This is a genomic window from Nocardia sp. NPDC057353, assembly GCF_042667085.1.
In the GTDB taxonomy this organism is placed as follows: Bacteria; Actinomycetota; Actinomycetes; order Mycobacteriales; family Mycobacteriaceae; genus Nocardia.
Map to the genome: position 1 here is coordinate 23,160 of NZ_JBHVAK010000055.1, position 21,868 is coordinate 45,027.

Consider the following 21,868-nt stretch of genomic DNA (forward strand, 5'->3'; position numbering starts at 1 on the left):
CTCACTCGACATCCTTCGCGACCGGGTCCGGGTTCTTCCAGGCGGCGGCGAGCAGCGCCCTGGTGTCGCGCAGCAGCTGCGGCATCACCTTGGCGCCGCCGATGACGGTGATGAAGTTGGCGTCGCCGCCCCAGCGCGGGACGACGTGCTGGTGCAGGTGGTCGGCGAGCGAACCGCCCGCGACCCCGCCCAGGTTCAGCCCGACATTGAAGCCGTGCGGGGAGGAGACCCGCTTGACCGTGCGGATCGCCTCCTGGGTGAAGGCCATGAGCTCGGCCGCCTCGGCGTCGGTCAGGTCCTCCAGCTTGGCGACCCTGCGGTACGGGACCACCATGAGGTGTCCGGGGTTGTACGGGTACAGGTTCAGCACCGCGTAGACGAGTTCGCCGCGCGCGATGACCAGGCCGTCCTCGTCGTCCATGAGCGGGATGTCGGTGAAGGGGTGCCCCGTGGACCCGACCTTCGGCTCGGCCGTGGCGGCCGCGGAGATATAGGACATCCGGTAGGGCGTCCACAGCCTTTGCAGCCGGTCCGGCTCCCCCGCGCCCCGGACCAGGAACTCCTCGCTCATGAACCCGCCTTCCGGACCTCGAACCCGTCCGCCGACGGCGACGCGTTCTCCCGGCCCGCGATCCAGGCGAGGATGGTGGCGACGGCGTCGTCCACCGGCACCCCGTTCACCTGGCTCCCGTCCCGGAAGCGGAAGCTCACCGCGCCCGCGGTGACGTCCCGCTCGCCCGCGAGCAGCATGAACGGCACCTTCTGCGCGGTGTGGTTGAAGATCTTCTTCTGCATCCGGTCGTCGGTGCGGTCCACCTGGGCCCTGATCCCGGCGTCGCGCAGCCGCTCGACCACCCCGTCGAGGTGCTCGGCGAAGGCGTCGGCCACCGGGATGCCGACCACCTGCACCGGCGCCAGCCAGGCCGGGAAGGCGCCCGCGTAGTGCTCGGTGAGCACGCCGAAGAACCGCTCGATCGAGCCGAAGAGCGCCCGGTGGATCATGACCGGCCGCTGCTTGCTGCCGTCGGCGGCGGTGTACTCCAGCTGGAACCGCTCCGGCAGGTTGAAGTCGAGCTGGATGGTCGACATCTGCCAGGTGCGGCCGAGCGCGTCCTTGGCCTGCACCGAGATCTTCGGGCCGTAGAAGGCGGCCCCGCCCGGGTCGGGCACCAGGTCCAGCCCGGAGGCCGCGGCGACCTTGGCGAGCGTCTCGGTGGCCTCCTCCCAGATCTCGTCCGAGCCGACGAACTTCACCGGGTCCTTGGTGGAGAGCTCCAGGTAGAAGTCGTCCAGGCCGTAGTCGGCGAGCAGCCCGAGCACGAACTGCAGCGTGCTGGTGAGCTCCGCGTGCATCTGCTCCTTGGTGCAGTAGATGTGCGCGTCGTCCTGGGTCATGCCGCGCACCCGGGTGAGGCCGTGGATCACGCCGGACTTCTCGTACCGGTACACCGACCCGAACTCGAAGAGCCGCAGCGGCAGCTCGCGGTACGAGCGGCCGCGCGAGCGGAAGATCAGGTTGTGCATCGGGCAGTTCATCGGCTTGACGTAGTAGTCCTGGCCGGGCTTGCGGACGGTGCCGTCCTCGTTGTACTCCGCGTCCAGCTGCATGGCCGGGAACATGCCGTCCCGGTACCAGTCCAGGTGGCCGGAGACCTCGAAGAGGTGCCCCTTGGTGACGTGCGGGGTGTTCACGAACTCGTACCCGGCCGCCACGTGCCGCGCCCGCGAGTACTCCTCCAGTTCCTTGCGGATGATGCCACCCTTCGGGTGGAACACCGGCAGCCCCGACCCGAGCTCGTCCGGGAAGCTGAAGAGGTCGAGCTCCAGCCCGAGCTTGCGGTGGTCGCGCCGCTCGGCCTCGGCCAGCAGGTGCAGGTGCTGCTCCAGGGCCTCCGGCGACTCCCACGCGGTGCCGTAGATGCGCTGCAGCCCCTCGCGGCTCTGGTCGCCGCGCCAGTACGCGGCGGAGCTGCGGGTGAGCTTGAAGGCCGGGATGAACTTGGTGGTCGGGATGTGCGGGCCGCGGCAGAGGTCGCCCCAGACCCGCTCGCCGGAGCGCGGGTCGAGGTTGTCGTAGATGGTGAGTTCCTTGCCGCCGACCTCCATCACCTCGGGGTCGTCGATGCCGGACTTGTCCGAGATCAGCTCCAGCTTGAACGGCTCACCGGCCAGCTCGACCCTGGCGTCCTCGATGTCGACGACCCGGCGGGCGAAGCGCTGCGCGCCCTTCACGATCTTCTTCATCCGGGATTCCAGCTTGGCCAGATCCTCCGGGGTGAACGGGCGGTCGACCCGGAAGTCGTAGTAGAAGCCGTCCTTGATCGGCGGGCCGATGCCGAGCTTGGCCTCCGGGAACTCCTGCTGCACCGCCTGGGCCAGCACGTGCGCGGCGGAGTGCCGGATCACGCTGCGGCCCGCCTCGGTGTTCGCGGCGATCGCCTCGACCTCGACGTCGGCCTCCGGCACCCAGGAGAGATCCTTGAGGCCATCGGCGTCGCGCACCACCACGATGGTGTCCGGGCCCTTGGTCGGCAGCCCCGCCTCGCGCACCGCGGCACCCGCCGTCGTCCCGGCAGGCACCCGGACGTGGGTGGCAGGACTGATCGGGGCTGAGATGGTCACGGCTGAGCTCTCCTCGGCGTCGTCGGATGCGGGCGTTTCGCGCCCAGGGGGCGGTTTCCCGCCCCGGTGCCGGGCACCCGTGTGCGCCGGCGCTGCCATGCTATCGGCACCGCCGTGCGGATGCGCCGACGGACACCGTGGCCGGTGTCCGTCCGGGAGTCAGTTCCCCGTGGTCAGTGCCGTCAGGAGCCGCTCCCGCTCGGCGGCGGGGCGCTTCGGGCAGCTTGTGCACATGTCGCAGCCGGGTGCCTCGAAGACCAGGCAGCAGGAGATCCGCTTGACGAAGGTGCGGCCCGCGACCTCCTGGAAGCGCGGTGCCGGGAGTTTGCCGCCGACGTCGCGCGCGAGCACGCCCGCGGCCGCGGGGGCGCCCGCGTCGATCGCCCGGTTGCCGATGGCGTCGGCGACCACCGCCCAGAGCGCCGGGATGCCCGCGCCGGAGGCCTGCGCGACGGTGGCGATCGCCGAGGCCAGACTGGCCCGCAGCGCCTGCGCGGCCGCTCGCCCCGACGGTGCCGCGGCGCGGCTCGCCCCCGCCGCGTCGGCCGCCGCGGGAGTTTCCGCGCCGCTTCCGGCCGCCTCCGGCCCGGTCTCGCCGTCGCGGTGGGCCGCGGGCCCCCGAGCCGCACCCGGCCCGGCCGGCTCGGCGAGCCGCACGGTCTCGACTCCGCCGTCGGCGCGCACCGGGCAGGTGATCCGGTCCAGTTCGACCACCGGCACCGCCGCCTGCGCGGCGTACGCCCCGATCACCGGCCGGACCAGGGCGGAGGCCACCATGCACCACCACAGCGTGCCCGCGGCCCGGCAGGAGTCGGTGCCCCAGCTCCGGCCCATCTCCGCGATCCGCGCGGAGACCCACGCGGGGTCGCGCAGCGCGGCGCCGCCGACCTCGGTCAGTTCAGGGGACTGCGCAACCATGGCCACTCCACTCCGATCCAGCCGCCGACCAGTGAGAACGTACCCAGCACCCAGAGCGTCGCGACGACGATCAGGAAGGTACCGAGCGCCGCGAGCGCGCGCACCAGCGGCCCGCGCGCCGAGAACCATGTCATGAAATGCCGGTACCGCTCGCGAAGCCACGCCAGGACCCGCTTGGCCCACGCGAATTCGCTGGCCAGGATGCCGAGCCCGGCGAAGACGATGGCCCAGCCCGGCCCCGGGTAGGGAATGGCGACGATGCCGAGCGCCAGCACCGCGAGCCCGACCAGCGCGACCAGGATCCGGTACCCGAGCTCCATGCCGCGGCGCTCCGCGATCCGGCGCCGCCAGGCGTACTTGTGCTCGGGCTCACCGCGAGCCGCGCGGGGGTCGGGATCAATGCTCACGAGCCCAGCGTACGAGCCGCCGCGACGGCCGCGCGTACGCCGGGCCGTGGCGCTCAGACCAGCTCGAGCATCCGCCGCTGCCCGCTCTCGTCGATCTGCGCGATCCCGCCCTCGGTCACCTCGACCACCCGCGCGCTGGCGATGTCGAAGAACAGCCCGGTGACCGCGGCCCCGCGCTCCAGCACCGCAGGGTGGTTGCGCAGCGTCCCCAGCTGCACGGCCACGTTCACCATGCTCAGCTGGTCGACCTCGCCGAAGCCCGCGGCCCGCGCGGCGAGCGCGACCGGGTGGCCGAGCCGGAAGCGCTCCAGGCTGGGCGCGGCGTGCGCCAGCCACGCCCCGATCTCCGGCCCCGCCTCGGCGCCGGAGTGCAGCGCCTTCATCGCCCCGCAGGACGAGTGCCCGCAGACCACGACGCTGCGCACGTTCAGCTCGGCCAGCGCGAAGAGCAGCGCCGCCTCCACCGACGGGTCGCCGGTGGCCGGGACCAGGTTGCCGACGTTGCGCACGGTGAACAGGTCGCCGGGGCCGCTGCTGGTGATCACGTTCGGCACGATCCTGGAGTCGGCGCAGGTGAGGAAGAAGGAGTCCGGGTCCTGCCGGTCGCGCAGCTCGTCCAGGTGCGGCCGCACCACGTGCGCGTGGCCGCGGTGGTAGGCCGCGACGCCCGCGGTCACCTTGTCCGCGGGCGCCTCCTCGTGCCGCCAGGGGCCGAGGATGTCGTCCCAGATGGCGCGGCCCATGCCGCGGGCGGGCGGCCCGGCGGTGGCATCCGCCATCCTGGCGCTGCCGATCTCGACGAAGTGCACCGAGCCGCCGCCGTTCTCCTGCTGGCGCACCCATTCCTCGAGCGCCTCGTAGGCGGCGTGGTCGAGGAAGTCGACGGTCATCTCCACCGTGACGTCGGCGCCCGCGGGCACCTTGCCCAGCTCACCGGTGAGCTTCGGCAGCGCCAGGAAGGTGCAGGAGCCGTCGATCCGCACCACCCACTGCTCGGAGCCGGGCGCCTGCTGGGCGTGCACGTGGATCCGCACCACCCGCCAGAGCAGCAGCGCGAAGGCGAGCGCGAGCCCGATGAGCACCCCCTCCAGCAGGTTCAGGAAGACCACGCCGAGGATGGTGGAGGCGTAGATCAGCAGGTCACCGGTGCGCTTGGCGAGCTTGATGTGCGCCAGCTTGACCAGCTGGGTACCGATCACGATGAGCAGCCCGGCGAGTGCGGCCAGCGGGATCTGCTCGACCAGCGAGGCCAGCGCCACCGAGAAGACCAGCAGCCAGACCCCGTGCAGGATCGCCGAGGCCTTGCTGCGCGCGCCCGCCGCGACATTGGTCGCGCTGCGCACGATCACGCCGGTCACCGGCAGCCCGCCCGCCAGGCCGGAGAGCACGTTGGCCGAGCCCTGGCCGATGAGCTCGCGGTCGAAGTTGGTGCGCTTGCCGTCGTGCATCTTGTCGATGGCGACCGCCGAGAGCAGGCTCTCCACGCTGGCGATCAGCGCGATGGTGAGCACCATGAGCGCGACCGCCGCCCAGCCGCCGTCCGGGATCTGCGGCAGCGCGATGGCGTCGAAGAGCGAGCCGTTCAGCACGATCCGCTCGACGTCGGCGGGCAGCACCAGGGAGAGCACCGTGGCGACCACGACCGCCACCAGCGGCCCCGGCACCGCGGCGAGCCGCTTCGGCACCCGCTTCCAGCCGACCATGATGGCGACGACCACCAGCCCGATGGCCGCGTCCCAGGCGTCCAGGTTCACGATCTGCGCGGGCAGCCCGGTGATGTTGGCCCAGGCGCTGCTCTGCGATTCGCCGCCGAGCAGCACGTGCACCTGCTGCAGCGCGATGGTGAGGCCGATGCCGGCCAGCATGGCGTGCACCACCACCGGCGCTACCGCCAGCGCGGCCCGCGCCACCCGGCTCAACCCGAACAGGATCTGCAGCACTCCGGCCGCGACCACGATGAAACAGGTGACCCGCCAGCCGAATTGGTTGATCGACTCGGCCACCACCACCGTCAGCCCCGCGGCCGGGCCGCTGACCTGCAGCACCGACCCGCCGAGGAACCCGGCCACGATGCCGCCGATGACCGCGGCGATCAGCCCCGCCTCCACCGGCGCGCCGGAGGCGACCGCGATACCGAGCGAGAGCGGCAGCGCGACCAGGAACACCACGATGGACGCGGGAACATCATGCCGCAGTATGGATTTCATCCGGTCCCGGAAATCGGGGCCGGGTGGAGCCAGGTCGTTCTCGATAGCCATGTCTTCTCCTTCGCCGACCCGGCGCAGCCGAGGTCGGTTGACGATCACGCTGTCCGACAGGGGCACTGACCGCGAACCGGCAGTCGCGGTGGAGCGATTACCCGACGCTTCGACGGGTCGGGGAAGGTAATGCAGAGCGAGGGTAGGGGTAATGACTTAGCAAACCCTGAGAGCCCTCGCCGCCGGTGCACGCTCAAGCGGCAGGTTTGAAAACCTTGCGCTTCAACATGTTTCGCGCATCGAGCGGAGTTGCGGGGCGACGTCGGTGTCGGTGAACATATTTCTCCTTCGCCGGGGCGGTGCCCGGTTCATCGGCGGAACATGTGCGGCATCGAACGCGCCGCGTGATCGTGCGGCGCTGTGGTACGTGACCGGTGACGCTGAGGTCACCCACGATAGTAAAGACAGACCAAAGGGTAGGGAAAGTCCGCCACCGGACGGATGGCGCACACAATCAACCGGACTTTGCTAGACCTGGCCTGACCACATCGACCGAGAGGGAGTCCATGTCCGCCATCCGCCTACTGGTCCTGGGTGCGGTCCGCCAGCACGGGCGGGCGCACGGCTACCAGATCCGCAACGACCTGGAGTACTGGGGCGCGGACGAGTGGAGCAACGCCAAGCCCGGCTCGATCTACCACGCGCTCAAGCAGCTGGCGAAGCAGGGCCTGCTCTTCGAGCACGAGGTGGCGCCGAGCACCGCGGGCGGGCCGCCCCGCGTCGAATACGAGGTCACCGCGGCGGGCACCGCCGAGTTCTTCGCCCTGCTGCGCGCGGCGCTGAGCTCGCACGAGCAGAACTCCGACGCGCTCTCCGCCGGCCTCGGCTTCATGGTCGACCTGCCCAGAGCCGAGGCCGTCGACCTGCTCGAGCAGCGGATCGCCGGGCTCGAACGGTGGCGCTCCGCGGTCACCGAGCACTACGACCCCGCGGACGGCCCCGAGCAGTTCGGCCACATCGGCGAAATCATGAACCTGTGGATCCACTCGGCGGATCGCGGCGCGGAGTGGACCCGCGGCCTCATCCAGCGGATCGCGGGCGGGGCGTACACCTTCGCGGGCGAGGGTGAGCCCTTCGTCGGGGTGCTCGTCGACGAGCCGGACCCGTCCCCGGCGGGGGACGGCCGGTAGCGCCCACCGCCGCGAACGAGGCAGGTCAGGCGGGTGCGATCGGCTCCTGGATCTCGGTGACCCACTCCCCCGCGTCCTCGGAGTACACCAGCGTCACCTCGCGGCCGGGCCCGTCGCTGCGGTAACCGTTGTCCGCGATCCACCGCCCGAGCCCCTGCCACGGCTCCAGGACCCCGTTCATGTCACCCCGGTGGATCACCGTCGCCGCTCGCTCCATGGCGGGCAGATCGACCACGTCGAAATCGTGGCCGGGATCGGGTCCGACGTTCACCGGCATCGCCGCGTGCGCGAGCACCGACCCGTCACCGACTGCGCGTTGCTCGTAGTAGCAGATGGCCGGGCCGACGATCGGCACCCGCGCGCGCTCCAGCCGCGCGCAGAGCTCCTCGAACAACCGGCCCACCACCGGGCCGATCGACGTCGGCTCGAAATCGTCGGCCACCGCGCTCAATTCCGCGACCCGCACCGCGGGCACGGACTTCACGACCACATCATCGACGGGCATGGCGCCCTCCTTCTCGATCATCCGGAGCCTCGCCTCCACCTGGGCCAGCCGTGCGCGGTCGGCCACGATCCGCTGCTCGAGCTCGGCGCGGCGCAGCCGGAGCATGCCCCGCAGCTCGGCATCGCCGACCCGGTCGTCCAGGATCCGGCCCACCTGCTCCAGCGTGAAGCCGAGTTCTTTGATCGCGACGATCCTGTTCAGCCTCGCCAGCTGCCCCGCCCCGTACCAGCGGTGGCCGCTCACCGGATCCACCCGATCCGGGCGCAGCAGCCCGACCGCATCGTAGTGGCGCAGCATCCGCACCGACACCCGCCCGTGGGCGGCGAAATCTCCGATACTCAACATGACGCCCTCCGGTGTATCGGCTGACACCGTGTCACCTGCGAGCAGACCGGAGCTGGACCTCGCTCGCAGCCGTCGTACCCGGCGGAGACGCGGCTGCAGGTGCCCGGGTTGATCGTCGCCGTCGACCCCGCGAACGGGGCCGCGCTGGTGCAGCCGACGGTGGCGCACGGACACGGCGCGATCTATCCGGCACCGGCGGGTCATGGGTACGTCTACACCTGGCAGAACCTGTCCACCGGCGCTTCGGGAACAGTCACCGACCGGTCGGCCGATCGGGCCGAGATCGTCGCCGGACCGGGCCAGGTCGTGGTCACGGCCACCTTGCCCGGCGTCGGCGGCTTCCAGACGCCGAGCATCGGAACCTTCTACGTCACAGGCTGACGACGCAATGCCTGTGCCCACCGGGCCGGCGACCCTGCTCCCCTCGACAGCCCGGCGAATCGGGCTTGCGCCACCGGTAATGAAAGCGCACACTTTCGAAGGTGGTTGCTTTCGAAGGTGTGGATGTCACCGTGCTCGGTGACCCCATGCGCAAGGAGATCATCGAGCGCTTGGCCCGGCGGCCGAGCTCGGTGCGCGAACTCGCCGAGCAGCTGCCGATTACCCCGCAGGCGGTCTCCCAGCACCTGCGGGTGCTGCGTGACGGCGGTCTTGTGGTCGCCACCCCGCAGGGCACGCGCCGGATCTACCGGGTCGATCCGCAGGGGCTGGCCGCGCTGCAGGCGTATTTCCAGCGGATCTGGGACGACGCCCTGACCTCTTTCCAGAAGGCGGCCGAGGCCGCCGGTGCCGAACAGGAGCCATCGTGACCGTTCCCGGACTACAGGGCGGCGCCACCGTGGCGCTGCCGATCGAGCAGGCTTTCGCGTTCTTCACCGGCTCGATCGGGCGCTGGTGGCCCTCGGCCTATCACATCGGCCGGTCCGCGTTGGCCGACGTCGTGCTGGAACCGCGGGTGGGCGGGCGCTGGTACGAACGCGGCACCGACGGCGCCGAATGCGACTGGGGTCGGGCCCTGGCCTGGGAGCCACCGCACCGACTGGTGCTGACCTGGCAGATCAACGGACGCTGGGAATTCGACCCCGACCCGGACCGGTCCAGCGAGATCGAGATCCGCTTCACCAGCGAGGGACCCGAGCAGACAGCGGTCGCGTTGACCCACCGGCACCTGGACCGCCTCGCCGACGGTGCCGCGATTCGCACCGCCATCGCCGAGGGCGGCGGTGGGTGGAGCACCGTGCTCGACCGCTACGCCCACATCGCGGAGGGTCGCCCGTGACCGCGACCGTGCTGGAGATGGCGCGCGCCGAACGCGAAGAGCTCGCCGGGCTGCTGGCCACGCTGAGTGAAGAACAGTGGAACGCCCCGAGCCTGTGCACGGGCTGGCGGGTGCGTGACGTCGCCGCGCACATGGTCAGCTACGACCACCTCGGAACCGTCGGGCTGTTGCGCCGCTTCGCCAAAGGGCGCTGGGTGCGGGCCAACGAAGTCGGGGTAGCCGAGTTCGCCGACCTCGACACCGGTGAGCTGCTCGCCTTCTTCCGCGAGCATGTGCAGCCGCGCGGACTGACCGCGGCGTTCGGCGGGATGATCGCCATGGTCGACGGCACCGTGCACCACCAGGACATCCGCCGACCGCTCGGCATGCCACGCACGATCCCGCCTGAGCACTTGGCCTACGTCCTCGACCAGACCCCCGGCAACCCCCGCCTCGGCGCCAAGCCCCGCATCAGCGGACTACGCCTGCGCGCCATCGACATCGACTGGACCCACGGCGCCGGCCCCGAAGTCACCGGCCCCGGCGAAGCACTGCTCATGGCTATGGCAGGTCGCGCAGGCGCCATCGGCGAACTCGACGGACCAGGGCAGCCCACCCTGGCCGCCCGCCTGAACTGAGCCCACTTCCAGCGCGATTTCGGCCCGCGACACCGGCGCGCCCTCGATCACGATCCCCCTCAGAAGCCGCCTCCAGGTCGGTGCAGAGGTCGCCGAGACTCCGCCCGAGCGATCCACCGGCCAGCCAATCCTGATGTGTGGTCCCAGCTGGTTTCGAACCAGCGACCTTCCGCGTGTGAGGCAGGAGCATAATCGCAGTTCAGGGGCACGGAAACCAAATCCGTGCCCCATCCGTGCCTCCAAGAGCATCAGTGCTTCACGACGATCCGACGCGGCAGTTCGGCGGCATTGCCCCGAGCAGCGATCCGGCTCAGCTCGTCGGCGACCTCGCGGTCCCGGCCGTCCACCGCGTGTAGGTATCGGCTGGCGGCAGCGTTCGAGGAGTGCCCGAGGCGCTTCTTCAAGTCGGCCAAGTTCGCTCCGGTGAGTGCAGCCAAGCTCTGCCCGGTGTGCCGCAGGTCGTGGAAGGTCACCGAGACCCCGACCTTGTTCCGCGCCCGGACGAACGCCTGGTAGATCGCGTTACCCCGCATCCGCTGCCCGTCACGGCCGACGAACATCCACACCGGCCCGGCCCACTGCTCGCGGTGCTCGATCAGGTACGGGCGAAGGTGCGGCGGGATCGCCACCGGACGAGCACCGGCGTCGGTCTTCGGGTCCGCCTCGAATGCCTCATCGGACTCCAGCAGCTCGACCCAGTTGCGTCGGACCTGGACCACGTTCGCCACCAGGTCCACGTCCACCACGTTCAGCCCGATGATCTCGCCCCGGCGCAACCCGCACCACGCCGCCAGCAGCACCGCCGCTCGGTACCGCGGATAGATCGCCTCCACCAGCGCAGCGACATCCTCGACATTGGCGATGCTGCGTTCTTTGGCCCGGTCGGTACCGGCGCCCTTGATCGAGCAGGGGTTGACCATGATCGCGCCGTCCCGCTTGGCCTGATTCATCACGGCCCGCAGGAATCGGTACGACTGCTGAATGGAGGTCCGGCCACCCTTCCCAGCGAGAGCGTTCGCGTGCCAGGTGCGCACGACCGGCGCGGTGATCGCCACCAAGGGCCGGTCGAGTAGGTCGGTCATGTGCAGGCGCATGTTCCGAAGGCAGGTCTCCTCCCAGCGTGGCCCCACGTCGGAGTTCTCGCGCAGGTACGCCTTGGCGTAGTCCTCGAACCGCTGCCGTCCCAGCTTCTCGTCCAGCCAGGCTCCTCGGCTAATGTCGGCCTCGACCTTCACCAGCCAGCGGTCAGCATCGGTCTTCGTCCGGAAGGTCTGCGGGGCGTTCTGCCGCAACCCGTTCGGGCCGATGAACGACGCTTGGAACTTGCCCGAGGGCAGCTTGCGGACCTTGCCGAACCGGCGGCGAGCAGGCATCAGGCCACCGCCCTTCCACCGTGCCAGCGGACCTCGATCGCCTCGACCCGCCCGGCCTGCGCATACGCCTCCAGGTCCGCGACCTTGAACCGCACCAGCCCACCGACCTTGTAGAAGACCACCCGCCGCTCGGCCACCAACCGGCGGATGAACCGCTCACCGGTACCGAGGTAGACCGCCGCCCCCTTCACTCCCACGTACTCCGGTCTGTTGTCCATCTCCACTCCCCTACGCTGCTGCTGGCTGAATTGCGGAAAGAATCTCGGTCCCCGGTGGCCCATCCGCGGCGATGGCCAGGCGGGCGGCGTCGTACTCGGCGCGTTTCCTGATCCGGTCAGCGACAGCCGCCATCACCAGATGCGCGCGGGGTGGCGCGTCCCTGTCGCCGGGGCGGATCGGGGTGATGCGCAGGTTCGCCGGTTCAGGCCGTTCGATTCCCGCCGCGGCCAGGTACTGGCGGACGAACTCGGCCCGGTCGGCGCGGTGGTCCTCCACGCTCTTGCCGGTCCACAGCCCCGAGGAGATGACCCGCTGGCCGGGCAGCCCGAGGCATTCACGGCGATGCGCCTTGCCCTTGCACCGACCGGCCACCGTCTTGGCGCTCGCGCCGTGAGGGACGATGCCGTAGCGCAACCACACCGCGCAGGTCTTCGAGCACGGGGTGCGCTTGAGTTCTTCCTGGAGCCGGTCGTAGTGGACCGCCACCCGGACGCTGTCGGGCTCGAGAATCTCGGTGACCGACTTAGTGAGGTACTTGGTCAGGTACTTGACCTTGCGGTCTTCCTCGTCCGACCCGGCCAGGATCTGCACCGTCTTGCACTGGGCACCGAAGCGCAGCGAGTGCGCGGGCTCCAGCTCGTCCACGGTGTCCATGACCTCCAGCGCCTCATCCCAGGTGGTCAACGGCTGCCCGGTGTCGGGGTCAACGAAGGTGTTCGCTTGGTGGTCCCAGACCGGCATCAGGTCATCGGTGTAGACCTCGCGGTCGTGGTGCGGCCACCAGATGTTGCGGTAGGTCGCCGCAGTCACCGCCCGCAGAATCTCGTTCGGCACCGTGCCGCGCATGGCAATGTGCAGATGCGGAGCGCCGCGCTTCTGCGGCTCGACCGTGGCGAAGTACTGCACATTCCAGCCGACCGCGCGCCGGAGGTTCTGCACCCAGCGGGTGAACAGGGCCTTGAGGTGTATGGTGTCGCGGGCTGCCTGGGTGTAGTCGTAGGAGTCCGGGTGCACCGGGGAGCCGTCCTTGACCATCTCGCCCTCAGCGTTGGGCGCTTCGTTGATCCGGCCGTAGCTGGGCAGGGTCAGGGTGAAGAAGGTCGACGGCCGGTACTTGCCCGCGTACTCCCGGCCCACGGTGCGCTTGGCGACCTTCTTGCGGGGCAGGTCGGGCACGTCGTCTCGACGCCGGGTGGACTTGGCCTTGCGGCGCGGTTTGGGGTCCAGCGGCGGGAACGGGCCACGCGCCCCGGACTCCTTCAACTCGGCGTCGAGTTCACCGACGAGTTCGCGGATCGCGTCGGCTGCTTCGTCGTCACCTTCCTGGCGTGCGGCGTGGTACTCGGTGAACATCCGCACCCGAGCATCGAGCAGGTCACGTTGTGCCGCAGTGACTTCCGGCTCGTCCCGCTGCGGCTCCTCGGCCAGCGTCCAGCCTTCCTTGCACTGGATCATGCGGGTGTAGCGGGCAGCCTTCGCGCACGCGGGGCAGACCGAGGCGATGGTGGACTTGCATGGCACGCCGATGTAGGAGATGCGGCCGGTGTCGCGGTCGAACGCGCGCATCGGGATCATCCGCGCGCAGACGCCTTCGTGCTCGGCGGCGGATTCGGCGATCTCGTTGAGGTTCGGGAGCGCACGACGATCCGCCGCAGTCTGCCGGGAGACGGCGGGCTGTGACGGGTCATCGTTCACCACCGTGGTGGCAGTGTGGGTCATGCGGCGTCCTCCAGGTCGAACAGCGCCAGCTGCCCGCGGTCACGGCTGCGGGTGCTGACGGTGTGGTGGCGGGTGGTCATCGCGTCGAGGACCTTGGTGCGCCAGCCGAGGGCATAGGTCAGGCAGTTCGCGCAGTTCTTGTGCCCCGTGCACTCGGGCAGCGGGTCGGAGCGGCGGGCTCCGTAGCTCCAGGCCATCGAGTCCGCGGAGGCGAGCAGGGCGCCGTACTGGTGCAGGCCGCTGGTCTTGATCCCGAACCCGTGCAACCGCACCCCGGGCAGGTGCTGGCAGAGAGCGGTCATGATCGCGGCGGCGTCGCGGGTGCCCTGGCGACGGCACACCGACCCGACCCCGACCACCTGCACCCCACCCAGGTCGATCCCGGCCTGTTGATAGAGGTCGGCGCAGGCGAGATAGTCGGGCAGGTCGAAGCCCTGCAACACCGGCACGAACGGCAGGTCCGGGTCGAGGTCACGCAGGGTCAGGTAGTTGGTGACCGTGCGCGCCTGGTGCTCGGCCACACTCAGGCCGGTGCGGTCGGTGATGAACGGCTCGCACATCCAGTCCTGCGGCGCCGCCCAGTCCAGGCCGCCGACCTCGTCGCGGTAGCGGCGCACCCGCGCGGCGTACTCGGCCGGGGTGGGACCGGCGTCCCAGGTGCCGTGCACGCTGAGCATGGAGAACCCGCCGGAGTCCAGTGCCCACCGGCCGATCGCACGGGGCAAGCTCTTGTAGCGGGACAGGCGGACATCGGAGATGAACAAGGGGACCGGGGTGCGGGTCAGCCAACCGGGGTGGTGGCTGCCCAGGTAAAACCTCACGCCGCCTGTCCCTTCTCGATCGAGCCCAGCGCGCCGGGCAGGTGCCGGTGGGTCGGGAGGGTGATGGTCTGGGCGAGGGTGTCGCCGTAGCGCAACGACAGTTCGACGGTGGCCGGGCCGGTGATGGCGACGCGGGCGGCGTCGGCGCCGAAGGCGTGGGCCAGGTGCTCGGCGCGGTTCTCGAAGTCGGCCGGGGACTGCCCGGCCAGCATCTTCACCCGGACCACGTCGGTGGAGGTGCCGACCGCGACCGAGAGCAGCCGCGGGCAGAACGTGCGCTCGCCGTCGCGGAGGGTGAGGTTGCAGGCAGCCAGCAGGCGACGCCAGCGGCGGGTGTAGCGCCACCAGGTCAGGAACCGAGTGCGGACACGGTCGGTGACCCACCGCTCGAACATCTCCGGACTCCGGTGTCGCCAGAGCATGATCCCCGCGGTGAACACGAGCCCGAGCCCGAGGCCGACCGGCCAGCCCAGCAGGACCCCGGCCAGCACCGAGAACCCGAGCGGAGCGGAGATGACCGGGAACAGCACCGCCCACTTGATCGCCAGGGCGGCGGCGTAGCCAGTGTAGAGCAGGGCGTATCCGGCGCCGGTGAGGATGGCGTCGAAGGGGTCGGTGCCGGTCTCGGTGGTCGTGGTGGTGGTCTTCACGGCTGCTGGTCCTCCAGGTCGGCGGGGGCGAAGAGTTCGAGCTGGCCCGGTGTCGGGGCGAAGGGAATCGGGGCGGTGTTGCGGGTCCGGCGCTTGCGGACCCCGGCCGCGGCTTTGGCGACGATCGGGTGCACCTCGTCGGCGGCGGGCTTGCCGGTGGTGCTCATGCCGCCTCCGGCCAGTCGTCGTCCCCGCCGTGCAGGTCGAGGTCGAGGTGCCAGCCGGGGGCGTCGCCGGTCTCGGCCAGCAGGTGCACCACCACCGCCAGGGGGTCCGCGCCGAAGCGTTCCCAGCGGCAGCGACGCTCGGCGCGGGTGTCGACCACCAGCTCGGCGTCCCGGTCGCGGCCGTGGTTCGGGTTGTCGAAGAACAGATTTCGGACATCGGACATCAGGGAGCCTCGGTTTTCGGGGAAGGAGTGGGCGTGCTCGGCGCAGCGGGTGGCGCCCTGGCAGCGGGGGCAGATGATGGTGTCGCCGTCGTAGACCCAGCGAGCCGGGCCGGGCAGGCAGTTCAGGTAGGCGATCGCCTGGTAGCGGGTGTCGAAGCAGACCGACTCGCCATCGCTGCCGGTGTAGAGGTCCCCGCAGGAGTCGCAGTAGACGACCACGTGCGATTCGGTCACGAACCCGCGCCTCACGCCGCCACCCCGCCTTCGTCACCGAGGTCGTCTGGGTCGAACCCGGAGTAATCCGCGGCCGGGGCGGTGTCGGGCTGGGCGGGGCTGTAGGCGTCCACGATGGCGTTCGCGGCGTCGTTGTCCACCCAGAAGGCGCGCACCCGCACGAATCCGGTCGTGCCGTCTTCGCCGACATAGCCGACGCCGGGGGTGTCCTCGCTGATCTTGTCGCAGCGCGCACCCCGATCCCGAGCGCCTTGGCCGTGAACCATCGCCGTCTGGGTGGGCTCGTCCAGGCGCAGCCCGATGCGGACCGGGAACAGTTGCCGGTTGGGCATCGTCTCCTTCGACGGGTCCTGCAGCGCGGCGACCACCGTGACCGCGGCAGCGCGGCCCTGGGACAGCAGCAGCCCGGACAGGCGCCGGAACTCGTTCTGCTCCTCGCGGGTGGCATACGACGACAGCGACGCGGCCTCATCGATGATGATCACGATCAGTGGTTCATCAGTCGTAGGAACGAGCTTGCGCAGCCCGTCGTGACGCATCCGGGCCAGCCGCTCACGCATCACCTCGACCGCTTCTTTGAGCATGGCCAGGATCGATTCCGAGTCGACGGCGAAGCGGACGAACAGCCGGTTCTCCCCGCGCCCGAACTCCGCCCCGCCCTTGGGGTCGGCCATCCACACATCCACCAGCCCGGCCCGGATAGCGGGACCGAGACCATCGAGCATCGACCACAGCACCGAGCCCTTGCCCGAGCCGGTAGCGCCCGCAACCAGGATGTGCGAGTACAGGATTCGCACCCGCCACGACACACCGAGTTCGGTGACCCCGACCGGGATCGACTCCAGATCGACCCCGACCGACGCTGCGGTCACCACCTTCACCACGGGCGCCGGGGCCGGGGCAGTGGCGTCGATGGTCTCGCCCAGCACATCGAAGGTCCGCACCTGGATCCGGACGTGGGACGGTTCGGTCGAGACCACGGTGACCTCAGGCACCGCGAAGTAGGTCGCCAGGGTGGCCGTGGTGTCGTCGTTGGTCCAGTCGCCCGGCTTCTGCCCGCCGAGCAACTGCACCTCGGCGTCGATGCCGTGGTCGGTGTAGCCCCAGGCGACCACATGCGGGAACCCGTGCTCGCGGGAGCCGAGCTTGAGGGCTTCGAACATGATGTTGGTCTGGGCGGGGTCGGCCAGGATGAACGCCGCGGTCCGCAACTCCGGCGGAGCCGCCTGGACGATCTGGTCGAGGGAGTCGGGTCGGGTGGTGTGGTGGTCGAGGTATCGCCACCAGGTCAGCAGACCGGCGCCGACGACGCTGGTGGTGGTGACCATGAGAGCTTCCAGAGACATGGCGGGTTACCCCCCAGCTGCCACAGTGAGCGGCAGCATCGGCTGCACCACCGGACGAGGCGGGGCAGCAAGAACAGGACGGATCGGGGCCGTGAACGACGCCGGAGACGCCGCGGTCGGCTGAGGCTGCGGCGCGGCAAGTGCCGGGGCCGGGGTGTCGGCGGTCTTGGCCTTGCCGACGTAGTTGCGGGCGGTCGAGGGCGAGACCCCAAGCGCGGCGGCGATGTCGGGGAACTTCGCGCCGTCGGCGTGCATCTCGATCGCGCGGGCGACCTTGGCCGGATCGCGACGAGCGGCGGGCTTGCGGCGACGCACCGGGGCCGGGCGAGGAGGATCGACCGGGCTCGGGTCGGAGACCACGACCGCGGACTGTTCGGGCTCGGCCACGGGCTCCGAAGCGGTGTCGCGGTTGGAGGCCCGGAACAGCATCGCCAGCCCGTGCGTATCCACCAGCAACGACACCGGAGCCACCGCGGCGACCAGAGCAGCGGCCCACCAGGGCAGGTGCTCACCCGCCATCGCCGCATGCACGGAGTTGCCGGTGACCGAGACCAGGGCGCCGCAGACCAGCACCCCGAGGAACCAGCGCCGCTCCGGCCCCGACGCAAGGACGAGCATCGAGATGGTCGCCTGGATGATCGTGCCGTCCACGATCACCGGCCACAGCCACGCCAGATGCTCAGGGGTGCGGGCCATGATCGCCAACTCTTCGAGCGCAGCGAACGAGAGAGCGAAGGCGGCGACGCCGATGGTCACGATCACCAGGACCGCAACCCACCGGGCCGCCCGCATCGCCGTCGAGTGCTCGGACACGACCTACGCCGCCTTCCCGGCATCCACCGCGTCATCGCCGGTGGTGGTATCGGTGGTCGCGGCCTCGGCGGCGTCGTGCTCGGCCAGCACACCCGGCAGCGCGGCCAGCAGCGCGCGGGCGTCCTCGATCGACAACGACACGTACACCTCGTGGCACCGGCCCAGGTGCACATCCACCACCGCCGAGTGCTCAACCTCGTAGCCGCCGCTGGTGGACACCCGTGCCGCGCTGTAGTCGACCTTGACCCCGGACAGCCGCATCGCGTGCAGATTGACGTAGGTCATCACGCACCCGCCTTCGCGCCCGCACCGTTGCCGTTGACCGCGGTCTTCGGGGTGTTGTTGTCGCCCTTGATCCCCGTCGCCCGGTAGACGTAGCCCAGGTACTTGAAGTCCCCCTGCCCCATCACGCGCGGCTCCGCGGTCAGGCCCTCCAGCTCGATCAGCCAGATACCCGCCGCCAGTTCCTGCCCCGCCGGAACCGGCCGGTGCTCGGAGATGAACTTGATCTCGAACGAGGCTCGCTTGGCCTTCGCCTCATCCGGATCGCTCACCGTGGCGCTCCACAGCGGCAGTCCCGACCCCTCCCCGGTCTTCGGGTTGAAGTCCCGCTCCTGCTCCGCCAACGCGCTGCGGTCCGGGTTGTACTTGATCGACGGGCCAATCTCACCCATCAACAGCAGCTTCTCCGGGAACGCCTGCCCCGACTCGATCGGGAACCGAAAACCCCTCTTGATCGCCATCTTTCAAACCCCTTTGGCTCGGTAGTCAGTGGCTATCCACTAACTACATAGTACCTAGGTACTAGGTACCTGTCTACGGGGTGGATAGGGGAGATGGGCTAGCCCCCTAGACGCCTGTATCCTGTCGAAATGCCGAGAAAGCCTGAGTACGTCTCCATCGCCGAGACGCTGAAAGCGGAGGTCTTGGCCGGTCAGTACGACGGGTCACCTCTTCCGAGCAACGCCGCACTGGCCGAACGATTCGACGTGAACGAGAAGACCGCCGGGCGTGCGGTGCAGCACCTCACCGCCGAAGGTGTGCTCATCTACCGCCCCGGGATGCGAGCCATCCCGATACCGCCCGAGCTTCGCGCCACCAACTGGCCGATGACTGGTCGATACGCGCGGGCGCGGGCGGCACAGGGACTTCTTTTCGCGGGCGATGTCAATGGGAACGTCCGGAAAGACACTGTTGGGCGAGAATGGATCGAGGCCCCGCCCCTCGTTGCGGCCCTTTTGAAACTCGACACGGGGGTGCGAATCTTCCGCCGCCACAGCCGCACATTCGTGAACGACGTTCTGAGCGAGAACACGTTCATGTTCTTTCCGGAGGCCATCGTTCGAGAAGTTCCCGCCCTCGAAAACGACAGTCAAATCCGAGTCGTCGCGTTGATTGAGGGTGCGGGACACGTCGTCACCCGAACCGAGAATCAGATCCGTGCCCGCGCAGCGACCAGCGACGAAAGCGAGATCTTCGGGCTGCCCGAGCCCGGCGTCATCTTCGAGCACAGCCACGGCACATTCGGCGCCGACGGCGAACCGCTCGAAGCGGTAATAAACGTACGCCCCGCACACGGCCACGTCATCACCTTCGAGACCTTCGAAGCGCCCTTGTCCGAGAACGACCAGTAGGAGGAACTTTGTCCAACGACGCACGAAATAAGCTCGCAATCGCCCTCGATACCAGCTATCTCGATCAGGCTGTGTCCATCGCGAAAGAGGTGCAACCGAGCATCGGAATCGCGAAGGTTGGTCTACAGCTGTTCAGCGCAGCTGGTCAACGGGCGGTCGAGGAAATCCGAGAACTCGGAATGGACGTGTTTGTGGACGTGAAACTCCACGACATCCCGAACACCGTGCGCGGAGCCAGCAAAGTGCTCGGTTCGCTCGGCGCTCGATTCTTGACCGTCCACGCATCCGGCGGTGTCGAAATGATGCAAGCCGCAGTCGCCGGGCTCGATGAGGGAGCGCGTTCCGCGGGGGTTGACGCGCCGACTGTGCTCGCGGTCACCGTGCTCACCAGCGACCCGAATGCCTCCGAAGAAGCACTCCGGTGGCGAGTTGAAGCCGCCGTGGCCGCGAACTGCGGCGGAATCGTCTGTGCTGCAACCGATCTTTCTGTGATCCGAGCCGTTGCGCCGACGATCCTCACGGTTGTGCCCGGCATCCGACCGGAAGGCACACCGACGCACGACCAAGCCCGAGTTGCCACACCGTCGGGTGCCATTCGTAGCGGAGCCGACATCTTGGTCATCGGCCGAGCGGTGACGAACTCCGATCGACCCGGAGAGGCCGCAGAGCGCATCTTGGCCGAGGTTGGTCAAGCCGTGTAGCTTCACCCGCGAACATGCCCCGGCGGTACAGCACCGACAATGCTGTATCGACCGGGGCATTGCTGCGTCAGCACCACGAGTTCGAGTTGTTGCGGAAATTCGCTATATAGAGTCAAGGCGCACCGGCGGCGCTACGCGCCGCCGCCGCGCTACGACGCGCAGCGCGGCTCCCTGAACTGCGGTCGCCGCGGCGCGTCGAGCGCGTCGGACGGCACGCAGACCACCGGAGCGCATCCGCTCCATTTCACGTAATCGGGCATGCGCTCTGGCGACGTGGCAGCACGCAGACTCACCGGCTCGGGCCGCTTTCTCGTTCACCGAGCAGTGCTGGGCACGCCGTGAGCCGTCCCCGGCTTGACCTCCCGCAGTCGATCCGAATCGACCGGCACTCTGCCCGGTCCACCGGCTGTGGTCCGGTCCGGGCCATTCGTGGTCGGGGAACATCGCGCCGGGTCCGGGGTAGGCGCCGTTGCAAGGTTGGCGCCGGTGCTTCCCGGGTTGCGTCCGATTCCGGGCAGTTCCTCGCCCGTCTCGCGCCCTGTGCGGTCCTGCCGGGACGGTCTGACCGATCCGAGGGCTATCACGACTGCGCCGGGCATCAAGAGCGCCTACGGCGTCACTGCGTGATTGCTTCGCAACTCTTGACACCCAGCACAGCCGTGATCGAGACGCCCTCAGTCAGACCACCCCGGCAGGAAGGCACCCGACATGAGCTACCCGATCGACGAACTCCCCGACATCTCCCACCTCGGCGGCGAGTGGACCACCGCCACCGTCCGCGACTGCGCCGATGGCACCCCGGTCGAGGTCGGCCGCGCGGTGTTCCCCGACCACGAATGGCCCTTCGAGCCCGGCACCTGCACGTGGACTCGCGGTGCCTGGTACCTGGACGAGACGCTGCTGCTGTGCATGGGCTGCGGCTGCGACGGCACCTGATCCGGCGGCGGGGGCTTTGGCCCCCATCACCCGGTTTCCGCCAGCCAGGCTGTGCGGTCCGGTCTACGGCATCGAGCTGGGGAACCCCTGCCTCCTCATGGCCCGATTGTCTGACTTCACTCGGCCGAGTCAAGGGAAAGAGCGCCCTTGACACGACCTCCCTCAGCCAGGGACAGCCAGTATGAGGAAGCAGGGAAAGGGAAGTCACCGATGCATCGGAAGCCGGTAGGCGTGCCCCGGACGTGCCCCTCAGCCCGGAAAATCAAGGTCAACAATGGCGAAAGCGGGGTAAGGATGCCACCCGGCTACCGACACGGAAACGCCCCTGACCTGCACTGAAGTCAAGGGCATTTTGTGGTCCCAGCTGGTTTCGAACCAGCGACCTTCCGCGTGTGAGGCGGACGCTCTCCCGCTGAGCTATGGGACCGGGATTTCGCTCGACCGCGGAGCGGCTGAACGAGTTGGAACATTAGCACGGGGTGCCCGCGCGGTACCAAATCGCGTTCCGACCTGGGAGAATTCACGCACGCCGTGCGCGACCCGGGCATTAACGCCCCAGCAAGCCGCCTACCAGCGGATTTGTACCTTGCAGCGCGGGTGGGCTAATGTTCTGTCTCGCACCACGGAGGGCTCAAAAGCCCCCGAGGAGGCGAAATGCGGATGTAGCGCAGCTGGTAGCGCATCACCTTGCCAAGGTGAGGGTCGCGGGTTCAAATCCCGTCATCCGCTCGAGAGGTAGGGCCAGGTAGCGAAAGTTGCCGTCCCCCTTGCGCGGTGGAGTGGCCGAGTGGTGAGGCAACGGCCTGCAAAGCCGTGCACACGGGTTCGATTCCCGTCTCCACCTCGCGCGATTAGCTCAGCGGGAGAGCGCTTCCCTGACACGGAAGAGGTCACTGGTTCAATCCCAGTATCGCGCACCACCAGGTCAGCCCCGGTCGAGAGACCGGGGC

Annotated in this window: 25 protein-coding genes and 4 tRNA genes; 11 read left to right on the top strand and 18 right to left on the bottom strand. The window is 69.4% G+C overall.

Features of this window, described 5'->3' with window-relative positions:
• Window position 1: 1 nt before the first annotated feature.
• The 5 genes from ACFUUZ_RS24735 to ACFUUZ_RS24755 form a co-directional block, all read right to left on the bottom strand.
• On the bottom strand, window positions 2-571 hold the full coding sequence (locus ACFUUZ_RS24735) for an HIT family protein (protein ID WP_378700105.1): 570 nt from the start codon (window positions 569-571) through the stop codon (window positions 2-4).
• A complete protein-coding gene (gene thrS / locus ACFUUZ_RS24740) occupies window positions 568-2,622 on the bottom strand; it encodes a threonine--tRNA ligase (RefSeq protein WP_378700107.1) in 2,055 nt (684 codons plus the stop codon). Before thrS ends, ACFUUZ_RS24735 begins: the two co-directional genes overlap by 4 nt.
• Window positions 2,623-2,781: 159 nt before the next feature.
• The gene (locus ACFUUZ_RS24745) at window positions 2,782-3,540 is read right to left on the bottom strand and encodes a (2Fe-2S)-binding protein (RefSeq protein ID WP_378700109.1); all 759 of its coding nucleotides are present in this window, start codon (window positions 3,538-3,540) and stop codon (window positions 2,782-2,784) included.
• On the bottom strand, window positions 3,516-3,947 hold the full coding sequence (locus ACFUUZ_RS24750) for a TIGR02611 family protein (RefSeq protein WP_378700111.1): 432 nt from the start codon (window positions 3,945-3,947) through the stop codon (window positions 3,516-3,518). Before ACFUUZ_RS24750 ends, ACFUUZ_RS24745 begins: the two co-directional genes overlap by 25 nt.
• A 53-nt stretch (window positions 3,948-4,000) precedes the next feature.
• Window positions 4,001-6,205 carry a solute carrier family 23 protein gene (locus ACFUUZ_RS24755; RefSeq protein ID WP_378700113.1) on the bottom strand — a complete coding sequence of 735 codons (2,205 nt, stop codon included), beginning with the start codon at window positions 6,203-6,205 and terminating at the stop codon, window positions 4,001-4,003.
• A 506-nt stretch (window positions 6,206-6,711) separates the two neighbouring features.
• Between ACFUUZ_RS24755 and ACFUUZ_RS24760 the strand changes: the two genes are divergently transcribed.
• Window positions 6,712-7,335 (top strand): PadR family transcriptional regulator, encoded by a 624-nt coding sequence (locus ACFUUZ_RS24760; protein WP_378700115.1) that lies wholly within the window; start codon window positions 6,712-6,714, stop codon window positions 7,333-7,335.
• 25 nt (window positions 7,336-7,360) lie between these two features.
• Here the strand turns inward: ACFUUZ_RS24760 and ACFUUZ_RS24765 are convergent, their stop codons facing one another.
• Window positions 7,361-8,185 (bottom strand): MerR family transcriptional regulator, encoded by an 825-nt coding sequence (locus tag ACFUUZ_RS24765; RefSeq protein ID WP_378700117.1) that lies wholly within the window; start codon window positions 8,183-8,185, stop codon window positions 7,361-7,363.
• Window positions 8,186-8,293: 108 nt separating this feature from the next.
• Here ACFUUZ_RS24765 and ACFUUZ_RS24770 point away from each other — a divergent pair, with 108 nt between their 5' ends.
• The 4 genes from ACFUUZ_RS24770 (at window position 8,294) to ACFUUZ_RS24785 (ending at window position 10,081) form a co-directional block, all read left to right on the top strand.
• On the top strand, window positions 8,294-8,566 hold the full coding sequence (locus tag ACFUUZ_RS24770; protein WP_378700119.1) for a hypothetical protein: 273 nt from the start codon (window positions 8,294-8,296) through the stop codon (window positions 8,564-8,566).
• A gap of 101 nt (window positions 8,567-8,667) precedes the next feature.
• On the top strand, window positions 8,668-8,994 hold the full coding sequence (locus ACFUUZ_RS24775; RefSeq protein ID WP_378700121.1) for an ArsR/SmtB family transcription factor: 327 nt from the start codon (window positions 8,668-8,670) through the stop codon (window positions 8,992-8,994).
• Window positions 8,991-9,464 (top strand): SRPBCC family protein, encoded by a 474-nt coding sequence (locus tag ACFUUZ_RS24780; RefSeq protein ID WP_378700123.1) that lies wholly within the window; start codon window positions 8,991-8,993, stop codon window positions 9,462-9,464. The genes ACFUUZ_RS24775 and ACFUUZ_RS24780 overlap by 4 nt, the downstream gene beginning before the upstream one ends.
• Window positions 9,465-9,481: 17 nt before the next feature.
• Window positions 9,482-10,081, top strand: a complete 600-nt coding sequence (locus tag ACFUUZ_RS24785) for a maleylpyruvate isomerase family mycothiol-dependent enzyme (RefSeq protein WP_378700155.1) — start codon at window positions 9,482-9,484, stop codon at window positions 10,079-10,081.
• Between the two features lie 248 nt (window positions 10,082-10,329).
• Here ACFUUZ_RS24785 and ACFUUZ_RS24790 read toward each other — a convergent pair whose 3' ends face one another.
• Genes ACFUUZ_RS24790 through ACFUUZ_RS24840 form a run of 11 tightly spaced genes read right to left on the bottom strand, consistent with a single transcriptional unit; the run spans window position 10,330 to window position 18,390 of the window.
• Window positions 10,330-11,454 (bottom strand): tyrosine-type recombinase/integrase, encoded by a 1,125-nt coding sequence (locus tag ACFUUZ_RS24790; protein WP_378700125.1) that lies wholly within the window; start codon window positions 11,452-11,454, stop codon window positions 10,330-10,332.
• Window positions 11,454-11,672, bottom strand: coding sequence for an excisionase family DNA-binding protein (locus tag ACFUUZ_RS24795; protein ID WP_378700127.1), 219 nt, complete (start codon window positions 11,670-11,672; stop codon window positions 11,454-11,456). Before ACFUUZ_RS24795 ends, ACFUUZ_RS24790 begins: the two co-directional genes overlap by 1 nt.
• A gap of 10 nt (window positions 11,673-11,682) precedes the next feature.
• Window positions 11,683-13,392: a replication initiator gene (locus tag ACFUUZ_RS24800; protein ID WP_378700129.1), complete on the bottom strand. Its 1,710-nt coding sequence runs from the start codon at window positions 13,390-13,392 to the stop codon at window positions 11,683-11,685.
• Window positions 13,389-14,213: a hypothetical protein gene (locus tag ACFUUZ_RS24805; RefSeq protein WP_378700131.1), complete on the bottom strand. Its 825-nt coding sequence runs from the start codon at window positions 14,211-14,213 to the stop codon at window positions 13,389-13,391. The genes ACFUUZ_RS24800 and ACFUUZ_RS24805 overlap by 4 nt, the downstream gene beginning before the upstream one ends.
• A complete protein-coding gene (locus ACFUUZ_RS24810; protein ID WP_378700133.1) occupies window positions 14,210-14,863 on the bottom strand; it encodes a hypothetical protein in 654 nt (217 codons plus the stop codon). Before ACFUUZ_RS24810 ends, ACFUUZ_RS24805 begins: the two co-directional genes overlap by 4 nt.
• Complete coding sequence (locus tag ACFUUZ_RS24815) at window positions 14,860-15,030, bottom strand: hypothetical protein (RefSeq protein ID WP_378700135.1); 171 nt, start codon at window positions 15,028-15,030, stop codon at window positions 14,860-14,862. Before ACFUUZ_RS24815 ends, ACFUUZ_RS24810 begins: the two co-directional genes overlap by 4 nt.
• Window positions 15,027-15,488: a hypothetical protein gene (locus ACFUUZ_RS24820; RefSeq protein WP_378700137.1), complete on the bottom strand. Its 462-nt coding sequence runs from the start codon at window positions 15,486-15,488 to the stop codon at window positions 15,027-15,029. The genes ACFUUZ_RS24815 and ACFUUZ_RS24820 overlap by 4 nt, the downstream gene beginning before the upstream one ends.
• A gap of 11 nt (window positions 15,489-15,499) precedes the next feature.
• The gene (locus tag ACFUUZ_RS24825; protein WP_378700139.1) at window positions 15,500-16,816 is read right to left on the bottom strand and encodes an FtsK/SpoIIIE domain-containing protein; all 1,317 of its coding nucleotides are present in this window, start codon (window positions 16,814-16,816) and stop codon (window positions 15,500-15,502) included.
• Between the two features lie 24 nt (window positions 16,817-16,840).
• Window positions 16,841-17,647: a DUF2637 domain-containing protein gene (locus ACFUUZ_RS24830; RefSeq protein WP_378700141.1), complete on the bottom strand. Its 807-nt coding sequence runs from the start codon at window positions 17,645-17,647 to the stop codon at window positions 16,841-16,843.
• Window positions 17,648-17,650: 3 nt separating this feature from the next.
• Window positions 17,651-17,935, bottom strand: coding sequence for a hypothetical protein (locus ACFUUZ_RS24835; RefSeq protein ID WP_378700143.1), 285 nt, complete (start codon window positions 17,933-17,935; stop codon window positions 17,651-17,653).
• Window positions 17,932-18,390, bottom strand: coding sequence for a hypothetical protein (locus tag ACFUUZ_RS24840; protein WP_378700145.1), 459 nt, complete (start codon window positions 18,388-18,390; stop codon window positions 17,932-17,934). Before ACFUUZ_RS24840 ends, ACFUUZ_RS24835 begins: the two co-directional genes overlap by 4 nt.
• A 129-nt stretch (window positions 18,391-18,519) precedes the next feature.
• Between ACFUUZ_RS24840 and ACFUUZ_RS24845 the strand changes: the two genes are divergently transcribed.
• The 3 genes from ACFUUZ_RS24845 (at window position 18,520) to ACFUUZ_RS24855 (ending at window position 20,918) form a co-directional block, all read left to right on the top strand.
• Window positions 18,520-19,281: a GntR family transcriptional regulator gene (locus ACFUUZ_RS24845; protein WP_378700147.1), complete on the top strand. Its 762-nt coding sequence runs from the start codon at window positions 18,520-18,522 to the stop codon at window positions 19,279-19,281.
• 8 nt (window positions 19,282-19,289) lie between these two features.
• Window positions 19,290-19,982 carry an orotidine-5'-phosphate decarboxylase gene (gene pyrF / locus ACFUUZ_RS24850; protein ID WP_378700149.1) on the top strand — a complete coding sequence of 231 codons (693 nt, stop codon included), beginning with the start codon at window positions 19,290-19,292 and terminating at the stop codon, window positions 19,980-19,982.
• A 708-nt stretch (window positions 19,983-20,690) separates the two neighbouring features.
• Window positions 20,691-20,918 carry a hypothetical protein gene (locus ACFUUZ_RS24855; protein WP_378700151.1) on the top strand — a complete coding sequence of 76 codons (228 nt, stop codon included), beginning with the start codon at window positions 20,691-20,693 and terminating at the stop codon, window positions 20,916-20,918.
• Between the two features lie 355 nt (window positions 20,919-21,273).
• Here the strand turns inward: ACFUUZ_RS24855 and ACFUUZ_RS24860 are convergent.
• A tRNA-Val gene (locus ACFUUZ_RS24860) sits at window positions 21,274-21,345 on the bottom strand.
• A 229-nt stretch (window positions 21,346-21,574) separates the two neighbouring features.
• Here ACFUUZ_RS24860 and ACFUUZ_RS24865 point away from each other — a divergent pair.
• The 3 genes from ACFUUZ_RS24865 (at window position 21,575) to ACFUUZ_RS24875 (ending at window position 21,838) form a co-directional block, all read left to right on the top strand.
• Window positions 21,575-21,647, top strand: a tRNA-Gly gene (locus ACFUUZ_RS24865).
• A gap of 44 nt (window positions 21,648-21,691) precedes the next feature.
• Window positions 21,692-21,762, top strand: a tRNA-Cys gene (locus tag ACFUUZ_RS24870).
• Window position 21,763: 1 nt separating this feature from the next.
• Window positions 21,764-21,838: transfer RNA gene (locus tag ACFUUZ_RS24875), tRNA-Val, on the top strand.
• Window positions 21,839-21,868: the final 30 nt, after the last annotated feature.